Source organism: Streptomyces sp. NPDC006309, from assembly GCF_040613095.1.
In the GTDB taxonomy this organism is placed as follows: Bacteria; Actinomycetota; Actinomycetes; order Streptomycetales; family Streptomycetaceae; genus Streptomyces.
In genome coordinates this window covers 228212-241075 of the sequence record NZ_JBEXRO010000001.1, presented here as the reverse complement: position 1 = coordinate 241075, position 12864 = coordinate 228212, and the positions used below count along the sequence as shown (strand labels likewise).

The window sequence follows — 12864 nt, the reverse complement described above, 5'->3', positions numbered from 1 at the left end:
GACCCTGCGTGCCCGCGACCCCTAACCATGTGCCCGAGCCGAGCCGTACCGACCCGGCTCGGATCCGCAACTTCTGCATCATCGCGCACATCGACCACGGCAAGTCCACGCTCGCCGACCGGATGCTCCAGCTGACCGGTGTGGTCGATCAGCGGCAGATGCGTGCTCAGTATCTCGACCGGATGGACATCGAGCGCGAGCGCGGCATCACGATCAAGTCCCAGGCGGTGCGTCTGCCCTGGGCCCCGACCGAGGGCCCCGACCAGGGCACGACGCACATCCTCAACATGATCGACACTCCGGGGCACGTCGACTTCACCTACGAGGTCTCGCGGTCGCTGGCCGCCTGCGAGGGCACCGTCCTCCTCGTCGACGCCGCCCAGGGCATCGAGGCGCAGACCCTCGCCAACCTCTACCTGGCGATGGAGAACGACCTCACGATCATCCCGGTGCTGAACAAGATCGACCTGCCGGCCGCGCAGCCGGAGAAGTTCGCCGAAGAGCTGGCGAACCTGGTCGGCTGTGACCCGGACGACGTGCTGAAGGTCTCCGCGAAGACCGGCTTCGGCGTGGACGTGCTGCTGAACAAGGTCGTCAAGGAGATCCCGGCGCCGGTCGGCGTCGCCGACGCCCCCGCCCGCGCGATGATCTTCGACTCGGTCTACGACTCCTACCGCGGTGTCGTGACGTACGTCCGTGTCATCGACGGCCAGCTCAACAAGCGCGAGCGCATCCGCATGATGTCGACGAACGCCACGCACGAGCTGCTGGAGATCGGCACCAACTCGCCCGAGATGCTCCCCGCGGACGGCCTCGGCGTGGGCGAGGTGGGCTATCTGATCACCGGTGTGAAGGACGTCCGCCAGTCCAAGGTCGGTGACACCATCACCACCCTGCACAAGGGTGCGACCGAGGCCCTCGGTGGTTACAAGGACCCGAAGCCGATGGTCTTCTCGGGTCTGTATCCGCTCGACGGCTCGGACTACCCGGAGCTGCGTGAGGCGCTGGACAAGCTCCAGCTCAACGACGCGGCCCTGGTCTACGAGCCGGAGACCTCCGCCGCCCTCGGCTTCGGTTTCCGTGTCGGCTTCCTCGGCCTGCTCCACCTCGACGTGATCCGGGAGCGGCTGGAGCGCGAGTTCGGCCTCGACCTGATCGCCACCGCCCCGAACGTGGTCTACCGCGTGATCCTGGAGGACGGCAGCGAGATCACGGTCACCAACCCCAGCGAGTTCCCCGAGGGCAAGATCGACGAGGTCTTCGAGCCGGTCGTGCGGGCCACGATCCTCGCGCCCACGGAGTTCATCGGCGCGATCATGGAGCTGTGCCAGACCCGGCGCGGCACCCTGCTCGGCATGGACTACCTCTCCGAGGACCGCGTCGAGATCCGCTACACCCTCCCGCTCGCGGAGATCGTCTTCGACTTCTTCGACCAGCTGAAGTCCAAGACGCGCGGTTACGCCTCGCTGGACTACGAGCCCACGGGCGAGCAGAGCAGCTCGCTGGTCAAGGTCGACATCCTGCTGCACGGCGACAAGGTGGACGCCTTCTCGGCGATCACCCACAAGGACCAGGCGTACGCGTACGGCGTGCGGCTCGTCGCCAAGCTCAAGGAGCTGATCCCGCGCCAGAACTTCGAGGTGCCGGTGCAGGCCGCCATCGGCTCCCGGGTCATCGCCCGCGAGACCATCCGCGCCATCCGCAAGGACGTCCTCGCCAAGTGCTACGGCGGTGACATCTCCCGGAAGCGGAAGCTGTTGGAGAAGCAGAAGGAAGGCAAGAAGCGGATGAAGATGGTGGGTTCCGTGGAGGTTCCGCAGGAAGCCTTCATCGCCGTCCTGTCCAGCGATGACAGCGCGGGGTCGGTCAAGGGCAAGAAGTAACCAGAGGTAACAGCGGGTTACGTCCGTAAACCGGGCACCTGGGGGCCCGCCGTGCGAAAGCGCGGCGGGCCCCCGCGCGTGCGCGGCGTCACGATGAGGGGAAAGTGACAGGCCGATGCCCCTTACGCAGCGGCCGGTCGCCCCTTACTCTGATCCCTGCTCGATAGTTACTCGCGAGTTAAACAAGCAACCCGAACCCCCACCGTGAGTTAACCCAGCCGCACCGAGTTGCCGCACCGTCGCGGGCCCCCGGAGGATGTCGTGAGCGACACACAGACCCTGATCGAGACCCGTCCGCCCTCCGTGGCGGCCCTCTTCCTGGAGCGCGTCGCGGCCACACCGGACGCGGAGGCCTACCGCTACCCCGTACCGGCGACCTCCGGCCAGGGCCCCGACGACTGGAAGTCGCTGAGCTGGACGCAGGCGGCCGACCGGGTGCACGCGATCGCGGCCGGCCTCATCGAGCTGGGCATCCAGCCCGAGCAGCGGGTGGCGCTCGCCTCCTCCACCCGCGTCGAGTGGATCCTCGCCGACCTGGGCATCATGTGCGCCGGCGGCGCCACCACCACGATCTACCCGCAGACCAACGCCGACGAGTCCGCGTTCATCCTGTCGGACTCCGAGAGCCGGATCCTGATCGCCGAGGACGCGGCCCAGATCGCCAAGGCCGTGGAGAAGCGCGCCGAACTGCCCGCGCTGACCAAGGTGGTGGTCGTCGACCCGGCCGGCGTCGAGACGAACGACTGGGTGATCACCCTCGCCGAGCTGGAGGAGCGCGGCAACGCCTACCTGGAGACGCACCCGCAGCTGATCAAGGAGCGGGTCGGCGCGATCACCAGGGACCAGCTCGCCACCCTCATCTACACCTCCGGCACCACCGGCCGCCCCAAGGGCGTGCGCCTGCCGCACGACAACTGGGCGTACATGGCGCGGGCGATCGCGTCGACGGGCCTGGTCACCGTCGACGACGTGCAGTACCTGTGGCTGCCCCTCGCGCACGTCTTCGGCAAGGTGCTCACGTCCGGGCAGATCGAGGTCGGGCACGTCACCGCCGTCGACGGCCGCGTCGACAAGATCATCGAGAATCTTCCGGTGGTGCGGCCGACGTACATGGCGGCCGTGCCGCGCATCTTCGAGAAGGTCTACAACGGCGTCGCGGCCAAGGCCCGCGAGGGCGGCGCGGCGAAGTACAAGGTGTTCCAGTGGGCGGCCGAGGTCGCCCGCGAGTACGCCAAGGCCAGCCAGGACAACTTCCGGCGCACCGGCACCGCCTCCGTGCCCTTCGGCCTCGCCGCCCGGCACAAGGTCGCCGACACGCTCGTCTACGGCAAACTCCGCGAGGCATTCGGCGGCCGGCTGCGCGCCTGTGTCTCCGGCGCCTCCGCGCTCTCCCCGGAGATCGGGTTCTTCTTCGCGGGCGCCGGCATCCACATCCTGGAGGGCTACGGCCTCACGGAGACCTCCGCCGCATCCTTCGTCAACCCCGGCGAGGCCTACCGCACCGGTACGGTCGGCAAGCCGCTGCCCGGCACCGAGGTGCGCATCGCCGACGACGGCGAGATTCTGCTGCGCGGCCCCGGTGTCATGGAGGGCTACCACCAGCAGCCCGGGAAGACCGCCGAGGTGCTGGAGTCCGACGGCTGGTTCCACACCGGCGACATCGGTGAACTCTCGCCCGACGGCTATCTGCGCATCACCGACCGCAAGAAGGACCTCATCAAGACCTCCGGCGGCAAGTACGTCGCGCCGGCCGAGGTCGAGGGCCAGTTCAAGGCGGTGTGCCCGTACGTCTCCAACATCCTCGTGCACGGCGCGGACCGGAACTACTGCACCGCCCTCATCGCCCTGGACGAACTCGCGATCCAGGACTGGGCGAAGGACAACGGCTTGGAGGGCAGGCCGTACGCGGAGATCGTCGCCGCGCCGCAGACGGTGGAGATGATCGACGGGTACGTCCGGGAGCTCAACACCGGGCTCCAGCGCTGGCAGACCATCAAGAAGTTCCGGCTGCTGCCGCGCGACCTCGACGTGGAGCACGGCGAGATCACACCGAGCCTGAAGCTGAAGCGGCCGGTGGTGGAACGGGAGTACCGGCACCTCATCGACGAGATGTACGCGGGAACGCGGGAGCAGTAGGGCCACCGCGGGAGGGGCAGGGAGCCGCGGAACCCAGACGGCGCCCTGCCTGACGGGTGGGGGCCGGCCCCCACCCGCCCCAGCCGAAGCGCCGGCCCATGCCCGCTCCCCCCTGAGCGCCCGCTCCCGGCGGCCCTGGCTGGAACGCCGGCCCATGCCCGCTCCCGCCGGAGCGCCTGCGCTCGGTGGCTCTGGCTGGAACGCCCGCCCGTGCCCGCTCCCGCCTGAGCGCGCACGAGCGCGCCCGCTCCCGGCGCAGCGCCCGCCCTGGTACGTCCAGCCCCGTGTGGCCGCCGGCTCCGGACGGCAGGTCCGCCCTCGCCCACTCCAGGTGGAGCGCCCGCCTCGTCGGCTCTGGGCGGCGTACCTGCTCTCGCTCGCTCCATGCGGAGCGCCCGCCTTCGTACGCCGAGGCCCGCGTGACTGCTGTCGCCCGTTTCGGGCGGCGGGTCGGTCGTCGTATACCCGAGGGTGGGGCGCCCGCCCTCGGCCCCTCCCGGCCCGCGTGACCGCCGTCGGCGGCCCTGGGCGGTGTGCCCGCCCCACTCGTCCCAGGTGGAGCGCCTGTGCTCGGTGGCTCTGGCTGGAACGCCCGCCCGTGCCCGCTCCCGCCTGAGCGCCCACGAGCGCGCCCGCTCCCGGCGCAGCGCCCGCCCTCGTACGTCCAGCCCCGTCTGGCCGCCGGCTCCGGACGGCAGGTCCGCGCTCGCTCGCTCCAGGTGGAGCGCCCGTCCTCGTACGCCGAGGCCCGCGTGATCGCTGGCGCCTGTTCCGGACGGCAGGTCGGTCCTTGTACGCCCAGGGGCGGGGCGGGGCCGCCCGCAAGTCCTTCCCGGCCCGCCTGATCGCCGTCGGCGGTCCCGGGCGGCGTGCCCGTCTCGCCCGCTCCGGCCGGAGCGCCCATCCTCGCCCGCTCCAGCCCGTTCCCGGTGGAGCGTCCGCCCCGCCCCCCGGGCTCGTCCGACCCTCCACGTGCGCCCCAGGGGGAGCGCCTGCCCTTCTGCGCCGCGGGCGGCCCGGCCGCCCGCGTCCGTTCCAGCCGGAGTGTCCGGCCGCGTGCGGGACAATGGGGGACATGCCTTCCGCACTTCCCGACGGCGAGCCCGTCCCCGCCGACGGCGCGCTGCCCGCGCACGCGCTCGCCGGGGCCGGTGACCGGCCGCTCGGCTTCTACCTCCACGTGCCGTACTGCGCGACCCGCTGCGGCTACTGCGACTTCAACACCTACACCGCGACCGAGCTGCGCGGCACGGGCGGGGTCCTCGCCTCCCGGGACAACTACGCCGAGACGCTGACCGACGAGATCCGGCTGGCCCGGAAGGTACTGGGCGACGATCCGCGCGAGGTCCGCACGGTCTTCGTCGGCGGCGGTACGCCGACCCTGCTGGGCGCCGACGACCTGGTGCGGATGCTGGCGGCGGTCCGCGACGAGTTCGGGCTCGCGCCGGACGCGGAGGTCACGACGGAGGCGAACCCGGAGTCGGTCGGCCCGGAGTATCTCGCCACCCTCCGGGAGGGCGGCTTCAACCGGATCTCCTTCGGCATGCAGAGCGCCAGGCAGCACGTGCTGCGGATCCTCGACCGCACCCATACCCCCGGCCGGCCGGAGGCGTGCGTGGCGGAGGCCAGGGCGGCGGGCTTCGAGCACGTCAACCTGGACCTGATCTACGGCACCCCGGGGGAGTCGGACGACGACTGGCGGGCCTCGCTGGAGGCGGCCCTGGGCGCCGGCCCCGACCACGTCAGCGCCTACGCGCTCATCGTCGAGGAGGGCACCAGGCTCGCGGGCCGGGTCCGCCGGGGCGAGATCCCGATGACGGACGACGACGTCCACGCCGACCGCTACCTGATCGCCGAGGAGATGCTGAGCGCGGCGGGCTTCGACTGGTACGAGGTCTCCAACTGGGCCACTGCCCCGGCGGCCCGCTGCCTGCACAACGAGCTGTACTGGCGGGGCGCCGACTGGTGGGGCGCCGGACCGGGCGCGCACAGTCATGTGGGCGGCGTGCGCTGGTGGAACGTGAAGCACCCGGGCGCGTACGCGGCGGCGCTGGCGTCGGGACGCTCGCCGGGCGCGGGCCGGGAGCTGCTGTCCGACGAGGACCGCAGGGTCGAGCGCGTCCTGCTGGAGCTGCGGCTGCGGGAGGGCGTGCCGCTGGACCTGCTCCGGGCGGAGGGGCTCGCGGCGGCCCGCCGGGCCCTGGCCGACGGGCTGCTCCGGACGGGGCCGTACGAGGAGGGGCGCGCCGCCCTGACCCTGCGTGGGCGGCTGCTGGCGGACGCGGTGGTGCGGGATCTGGTCGACTGACCCGTGCGGGATCTGGTCGACTGACCCGTGCGGGACTTGGCCGATCGACCCGTGCGGGATCTGGTCGACCGACCCGTGGGGGACCTGGCCGACCGACCTCGTCACGCGGGCGCGGTGACTGAATCGATCAGCTCCTCGGCGCCCCGCACGCGGGTGGGGCCACCGAATCAGCTCCTCGCCATCCCTGCGCGGCCGCGTCACGGGGGCGACCAGCTCCCTGCTGCGCGCTGCCGCCGCCCTGCTGACGCTGTTCGGCCCGCTCACCCTGGCCGTCGCCACGCTGTCGGCGCTGCCGGCGCCCCGCTGAGCGCTCCGGCACGGAAAAAGGTCGGCGCCCCCTGCGCCGGCGCGTCACGGAGGCGGTCAGCCTTCTCGGCTGCCCCCTACGCCGACGCGGTCACCAAGTGGATCAGTTCCTCGGCGCCCCCTGCGCCGGCGCGTCACGGAGGCGGTCAGCCTTCTCGGCTGCCCCCACTACGCGGGCGCGGTCACGAAGTCGATCAGTTCCTCGACCCGGCCCAGCAGTTCCGGTTCCAGGTCCTTGTACGACCGCACCCGTGCCAGGATCCCCTGCCAGACCGCGCCCGTGTTCTCCGGCCAGCCCAGCGCCCGGCACACGCCCGTCTTCCAGTCCTGGCCGCGCGGCACCGCCGGCCAGGCCGGGATGCCCACGGCGGACGGCTTCACCGCCTCCCAGATGTCGATGTACGGGTGACCGACGACCAGCGCGTGCTCACTGGTCACCGACTGTGCGATGCGCCACTCCTTCGTGCCGGGCACCAGGTGGTCCACGAGCACGCCCAGCCGGGCGTCCGGGCCCGGCGCGAACTCCGCGACGATCGCCGGCAGGTCGTCCACGCCTCCCAGGTACTCCACCACCACGCCCTCGACGCGCAGGTCGTCGCCCCACACCCTCTCGACCAGTTCGGCGTCGTGCCGGCCCTCGACGTAGATGCGGCCGGCGCGGGCCACGCGCGCGCGTGCGTCCGGGACGGCGACCGAGCCGGATGCCGTGCGCGTGGGGCGTACCGGCCCCGACGGCGGCCGTACGAGCGTCACCGCGCGGCCCTCCAGCAGGAAGCCGCGCGGCTGGAGGGGGAACACCCGGTGCTTGCCGAAGCGGTCCTCCAGGGTCACCGTGCCGGCCTCGCAGCGGATCACCGCCCCGCAGAACCCGCTGCCGGGCTCCTCGACCACCAGGCCCGGCTCGGCCGCCACCTCCGGCACGGGCTTCGGCTTCTTCCACGACGGGGTCAGATCGGCGGAGTACTGGCGCATTCGGATGACGATAGGAGAAGCCGTACGGCGGCGCGCACGACACGCCGGGAACCGGCCGGCCGAGCGGCTCAGCTCACGCCGAAACGGGCGGCCAGCGCGTCCCGTTGACGCCGGACGAAGGCGGCGTCCACCACCGCTCCGTGCCCCGGTACGTACCGCGCGTCCTCGCCGCCGAGCGCCAGCAGCCGGTCCAGCGCGTCCGGCCAGCGCGAGGGGACCGCGTCCGGCCCCGCCTGCGGTTCGCCGGACTCCTCCACCAGGTCGCCGCAGAACACCACCTCCGGATCGCCGGGGACGAGCACGGCGAGGTCGTGCGAGGTGTGGCCGGGGCCCACGTTCGCCAGCAGCGCCTGCCGGCCGCCGCCCAGGTCGAGCGTCCACTCGCCGGAGACCGGGTGGCCGGGCGGGACCAGCGCGTCCACCGCCTCGTCGGTGTCGGCGGGCGGCAGACCGTTCCTGAGCGCGTCCAGGCGCAGCTCCTCGCGCCGGTGGGCCAGGACCGCGTCCGTGCCCACGGCGGCGTACGTCTCGGCGCCGGCGAACGCGGAGGCGCCGAAGACGTGGTCGAAGTGGGGATGGGTGAGAGCGAGATGGGTCACACGGCCGCCGGCCAGCGCCTCGGCCCGGGACCGCAGCCGGGCCCCCTCCGCCGGGCTCGATCCCGCGTCCACCACCAGCGCCGTGCCCGCGCCCAGGACCAGGCCCGCGGTGCAGTCCCAGCCGGGCAGCCGGCACCGCCCCACCCCGGCGGCCAACCGTTCCCAGCCCAGGTCTTCCCAAGTCACCGTCATACCGGCGACGCTAGCGCTACGGGCCGGTACGGCGGGGCCGGCCTTGCCCGGTGCGTACCCGACGGCCGTACACTGGGCCGGGGAAGGCTGGCACTCGCACGGGCGGAGTGCCAGGCGGCCGGCCCGGACGGACGAACGGACGAGGGACGACGTGCTGGAGGTGCGCGCGGATGCTGAGTGAACGCAGGCTTCAGGTGCTGCGCGCGATCGTCCAGGACTATGTCGGCACCGAGGAGCCGGTGGGCTCCAAGGCGCTCACCGAGCGGCACGCCCTCGGCGTCTCCCCGGCGACCGTCCGCAACGACATGGCGGCCCTGGAGGACGAGGGGTACATCGCCCAGCCGCACACCAGTGCGGGGCGCATCCCCACCGACAAGGGCTACCGGCTGTTCGTGGACAAGCTCGCCGGTGTCAAGCCGATGACCGGGCCCGAGCGGCGGGCCATCCAGAACTTCCTGGAGGGCGCCGTCGACCTCGACGACGTCGTGGCGCGCACGGTCCGGCTGCTTGCGCAGCTGACCCGGCAGGTCGCCGTCGTGCAGTACCCGTCGCTGACCCGGTCCACCGTCCGGCACGTGGAGCTGCTCTCGCTGGCTCCCGCGCGGGTGATGCTGGTGCTGATCACGGACACCGGCCGGGTCGAGCAGCGGATGGTCGACTGCCCGGCGCCGTTCGGCGAGGCCTCGCTGGCGGATCTGCGGGCGCGGCTGAACAGCCGGGTAGCGGGCCGCCGGTTCGCGGACGTGCCGAAACTGGTCGAGGACCTGGCGGAGGCGTTCGACCACGAGGACCGCGGTACGGTCTCCACGGTGCTCTCCACTCTTCTGGAGACACTCGTCGAGGAGAACGAGGAGCGGCTGATGATCGGCGGTACCGCCAATCTCACCCGCTTCGGGCACGACTTCCCCCTCACGATCCGGCCCGTCCTGGAGGCCCTGGAGGAGCAGGTCGTGCTCCTCAAGCTCCTGGGCGAGGCGAAGGACCCGGGCGTGACCGTGCGCATCGGCCACGAGAACGCCCATGAAGGACTCAACTCCACCTCCGTCGTGTCGGTGGGCTACGGTTCGGGCGGCGAGGCAGTCGCCAAGCTCGGCGTGGTCGGACCGACCCGCATGGACTACCCGGGAACGATGGGAGCGGTACGCGCAGTGGCACGGTACGTCGGACAGATCCTGGCGGAGTCGTAAGTGGCCACGGACTATTACGCCGTTCTCGGCGTGCGCCGCGACGCGTCGCAGGATGAGATCAAGAAGGCGTTCCGCCGGCTCGCTCGCGAGCTGCACCCGGACGTCAACCCCGATCCGAAGACCCAGGAGCGGTTCAAGGAGATCAACGCCGCCTACGAGGTGCTGTCGGACCCGCAGAAGAAGCAGGTCTACGACCTCGGCGGCGACCCGCTCTCCCAGTCGGGCGGGGCCGGCGCGGGCGGTTTCGGCGCCGGCGGCTTCGGCAACTTCTCCGACATCATGGACGCGTTCTTCGGTACGGCGTCGCAGCGCGGGCCGCGCTCGCGCACCCGGCGCGGCCAGGACGCGATGATCCGGATCGAGATCGAGCTGGACGAGGCGGCCTTCGGGACGACCAAGGACATCCAGGTCGACACCGCCGTCGTCTGCAACACCTGCAACGGTGAGGGCGCGGCGCCGGGCACGTCCGCGCAGACGTGTGACATGTGCCGCGGCCGTGGCGAGGTGTCGCAGGTCACCCGGTCCTTCCTGGGCCAGGTCATGACCTCCCGGCCCTGCCCCCAGTGCCAGGGCTTCGGCACGGTGGTGCCGACCCCGTGCCCGGAGTGCGCCGGCGACGGCCGCGTCCGCTCGCGCCGCACGCTCACCGTGAAGATCCCGGCCGGCGTCGACAACGGCACCAGGATCCAGCTCGCCGGTGAGGGCGAGGTGGGTCCCGGCGGTGGCCCGGCCGGTGACCTGTACGTCGAGATCCACGAGCTGCCGCACCCGATGTTCCAGCGGCGCGGTGACGACCTGCACTGCACGGTCACCGTCCCGATGACGGCGGCGGCGCTCGGCACGAAGGTGCCGCTGGAGACCCTGGACGGCATGGAGGAGGTCGACATCCGGCCCGGCACCCAGTCCGGCCAGTCGATCCCGCTGCACGACCGGGGCGTGACCCATCTGCGCGGCGGCGGCCGGGGTGACCTGATCGTCCACGTCGAGGTCATGACCCCGACCAAGCTCGACCCCGAGCAGGAACGCGTCCTGCGCGAACTGGCCAAACTGCGCGGCGAGGAACGCCCCCAGGGCCAGTTCCAGCCCGGGCAGCAGGGTCTGTTCTCGCGGTTGAAGGACGCGTTCAACGGCCGCTGATGCGAGTGTCCGGGGGCGGCCGGAGGGTGGCTGGGGATCCGGGGGGGCGTCCCCCGGGCAGGCACAGTCAGCCGGGGCAGCAAGGCTTGTTCTCCCGGTTGAAGGACGCGTTCGAGGGCCGCTGAGGCGGGTGGTCCGGGGCGGTCGGAGTCGGTCGCCGAATGGCCGGGGTTTCCGGGGGCGGGCCCCCGGAAACCCCTTATGCCACCGGGGTATGCCGCGGAAGCCCGGATTCGGTCTTGTACGGGGGACGTGACACCATGCGGTCATGTCCTCCGCGCTGACCGATCTCTTTCCCCACCCGATCGTGCAGGCCCCCATGGCGGGCGGGGTTTCCGTCCCGCAGCTCGTCGCCGCCGTCTCCGAGGCCGGCGGACTCGGGTTCCTGGCCGCCGGGTACAAGACCGCCGACGGCATGTACCAGGAGATCAAGCAGCTGCGGGGACTGACGGGCCGGCCGTTCGGCGTGAACGTGTTCATGCCGCAGCCGGAGTACCCCGGCGCGGCCACCGGCGTCAGCGCGCCGACCGGCGCCGCCCCCTCGTCCGGCGCCGTCGAGGTGTACGCCCACCAGCTGGCCGGTGAGGCCGCCTGGTACGAGACCGAGCTGGGGGACCCGGACAGCGGCCGGGACGACGGCTACGAGGCCAAGCTCGCCGTGCTGCTCGACAACCCGGTGCCGGTGGTCTCCTTCCACTTCGGCGTGCCGAGCCGCGAGGTGCTCGACCGGTTCCGCCGGGCGGGCACGTTCACCCTGGTCACCGCCACCACCGCGGAGGAGGCCCGCGCGGTCGAACGGGCCGGCGCGGACGCGGTGATCGCCCAGGGCGTGGAGGCCGGCGGTCACCAGGGCACGCACCGGGACCTCCCGGAGAACGACGGCTCCGGCATCGGGCTGCTGTCGCTGGTCGCGCAGATCCGCGAGACGGTCCGCGTCCCGGTCGTGGCCGCCGGCGGCATCATGCGCGGCAGCCAGATCGCCGCCGTCCTCGCGGCCGGCGCGAGCGCGGCCCAGCTGGGCACCGCGTTCCTCGCCACCCCCGAGTCCGGCGCGCACGCCCTGCACAAGCAGGCGCTGACCAACCCCCTGTTCGCCCGCACCGAGCTGACGCGCGCCTTCTCCGGCCGCCCGGCCCGCGGCCTGGTCAACCGCTTCCTGCGCGAGCACGGCCCGTACGCGCCCGCCGCCTACCCGGACGTCCACCACATGACGGCACCGCTGCGCAAGGCCGCCGCCAAGGCCGGGGACGCGCAGGGCATGGCGCTGTGGGCGGGCCAGGGACACCGGCTGGCCCGGGCGCTGCCGGCCGGGGAGCTGGTGGAGGTGCTGGCGGCCGAACTCGCCGAGGCCAGGTCGGCGTTGTCGGGCCTGCCGCGGCCCGGAGGTGACGCGCGATGACCGCCCCCGTCTTCATCGTGGATCAACTCCACCTGACCGGCCCGGAGTTCGTGCTCGACGGCCCCGAGGGACGGCACGCCGTGTCCGTGAAGCGGCTGCGGCCGGGGGAGGACGTGGTCCTCACCGACGGGCGCGGACGCTGGGCCGAGGGCGTGGTCAAGGCCGCCGAGGGCAAGGACCGCCTGGTGGTCACGGACCTGGAGTCCGTGCGCGAGGAGCCCCCGGCCGCCCCGCGGATCACCGTCGTACAGGCCCTGCCCAAGGGTGACCGCGGTGAACTGGCCGTGGAGACGATGACCGAGGTCGGGGTCGACGCCATCGTGCCCTGGCAGGCGTCCCGTTGCATCACCCAGTGGAAGGGCGAGCGCGGTCTGAAGGCCCTCGGCAAGTGGCGGGCCACCGCCCGGGAGGCCGGCAAGCAGTCCCGCCGGGTCCGCTTCCCCGAGGTCGGGGACACGGCGACGACGAGGCAGGTGGCCGAGCTGCTCGCCCGCGCCGACCTCGCCGCCGTACTCCACGAGAGCGGCGAAGAACGCCTCGCCACCGCCGAGCTCCCCGCCGACGGCGAGATCGTGCTGGTCGTCGGCCCCGAGGGCGGTGTCTCCCCCGAGGAGCTGGCCCTGTTCGCGCAGGCGGGCGCGCGGCCGTACGTCCTCGGTCCCACCGTGCTGCGCACGTCCACCGCCGGCACCGCCGCCGCGGCCCTGCTGCTGGGCCGCACCGGCCGCTGGTCCTGACCACCCGG

Annotated in this window: 9 protein-coding genes; 7 read left to right on the top strand and 2 right to left on the bottom strand. The window is 72.6% G+C overall.

The genetic code is table 11. The features are described 5' to 3' along the window. Window positions 1–8: 8 nt before the first annotated feature. From lepA to hemW, 3 genes are all read left to right on the top strand, one after another. Entirely contained in the window at window positions 9–1883 is a 1875-nt protein-coding gene (gene lepA, locus ABZ117_RS01095; protein ID WP_356816260.1) for a translation elongation factor 4, read from the top strand. A gap of 261 nt (window positions 1884–2144) precedes the next feature. Continuing rightward, window positions 2145–4019 carry an AMP-binding protein gene (locus ABZ117_RS01090; protein WP_356816259.1) on the top strand — a complete coding sequence of 625 codons (1875 nt, stop codon included), beginning with the start codon at window positions 2145–2147 and terminating at the stop codon, window positions 4017–4019. Between the two features lie 1075 nt (window positions 4020–5094). Further along, window positions 5095–6327, top strand: a complete 1233-nt coding sequence (gene hemW / locus ABZ117_RS01085) for a radical SAM family heme chaperone HemW (protein WP_356816258.1) — start codon at window positions 5095–5097, stop codon at window positions 6325–6327. A 474-nt stretch (window positions 6328–6801) separates the two neighbouring features. Here hemW and ABZ117_RS01080 read toward each other — a convergent pair whose 3' ends face one another. Together ABZ117_RS01080 and ABZ117_RS01075 are read right to left on the bottom strand one after the other, a co-directional pair. Continuing rightward, on the bottom strand, window positions 6802–7605 hold the full coding sequence (locus tag ABZ117_RS01080) for a DUF3097 domain-containing protein (protein WP_356816257.1): 804 nt from the start codon (window positions 7603–7605) through the stop codon (window positions 6802–6804). Between the two features lie 68 nt (window positions 7606–7673). Then, window positions 7674–8396: an MBL fold metallo-hydrolase gene (locus tag ABZ117_RS01075; RefSeq protein ID WP_356816256.1), complete on the bottom strand. Its 723-nt coding sequence runs from the start codon at window positions 8394–8396 to the stop codon at window positions 7674–7676. A 170-nt stretch (window positions 8397–8566) separates the two neighbouring features. On the opposite strand from ABZ117_RS01075, the gene hrcA reads away from it, so the two are divergent. The 4 genes from hrcA to ABZ117_RS01055 all read left to right on the top strand — a co-directional run bounded on the left by hrcA (window position 8567) and on the right by ABZ117_RS01055 (window position 12856). Continuing rightward, the gene (hrcA, locus tag ABZ117_RS01070; protein WP_356816255.1) at window positions 8567–9583 is read left to right on the top strand and encodes a heat-inducible transcriptional repressor HrcA; all 1017 of its coding nucleotides are present in this window, start codon (window positions 8567–8569) and stop codon (window positions 9581–9583) included. Next, window positions 9584–10720, top strand: a complete 1137-nt coding sequence (gene dnaJ / locus ABZ117_RS01065) for a molecular chaperone DnaJ (protein WP_356816254.1) — start codon at window positions 9584–9586, stop codon at window positions 10718–10720. Between the two features lie 268 nt (window positions 10721–10988). After that, on the top strand, window positions 10989–12119 hold the full coding sequence (locus tag ABZ117_RS01060; RefSeq protein WP_356816253.1) for a nitronate monooxygenase: 1131 nt from the start codon (window positions 10989–10991) through the stop codon (window positions 12117–12119). Further along, window positions 12116–12856: a 16S rRNA (uracil(1498)-N(3))-methyltransferase gene (locus ABZ117_RS01055; RefSeq protein WP_356816252.1), complete on the top strand. Its 741-nt coding sequence runs from the start codon at window positions 12116–12118 to the stop codon at window positions 12854–12856. Before ABZ117_RS01060 ends, ABZ117_RS01055 begins: the two co-directional genes overlap by 4 nt. Window positions 12857–12864 lie beyond the last annotated feature (8 nt).

Coding starts and splice junctions, on each gene's coding strand:
- hemW (WP_356816258.1), top strand. CDS start 5,095: ATGCCTTCCGCACTTCCCGACGGCGAGCCCGTCCCCGCCGACGGCGCG.
- ABZ117_RS01080 (WP_356816257.1), bottom strand. CDS start 7,605: ATGCGCCAGTACTCCGCCGATCTGACCCCGTCGTGGAAGAAGCCGAAG.
- ABZ117_RS01075 (WP_356816256.1), bottom strand. CDS start 8,396: ATGACGGTGACTTGGGAAGACCTGGGCTGGGAACGGTTGGCCGCCGGG.
- hrcA (WP_356816255.1), top strand. CDS start 8,567: ATGCTGAGTGAACGCAGGCTTCAGGTGCTGCGCGCGATCGTCCAGGAC.
- ABZ117_RS01060 (WP_356816253.1), top strand. CDS start 10,989: ATGTCCTCCGCGCTGACCGATCTCTTTCCCCACCCGATCGTGCAGGCC.
- ABZ117_RS01055 (WP_356816252.1), top strand. CDS start 12,116: ATGACCGCCCCCGTCTTCATCGTGGATCAACTCCACCTGACCGGCCCG.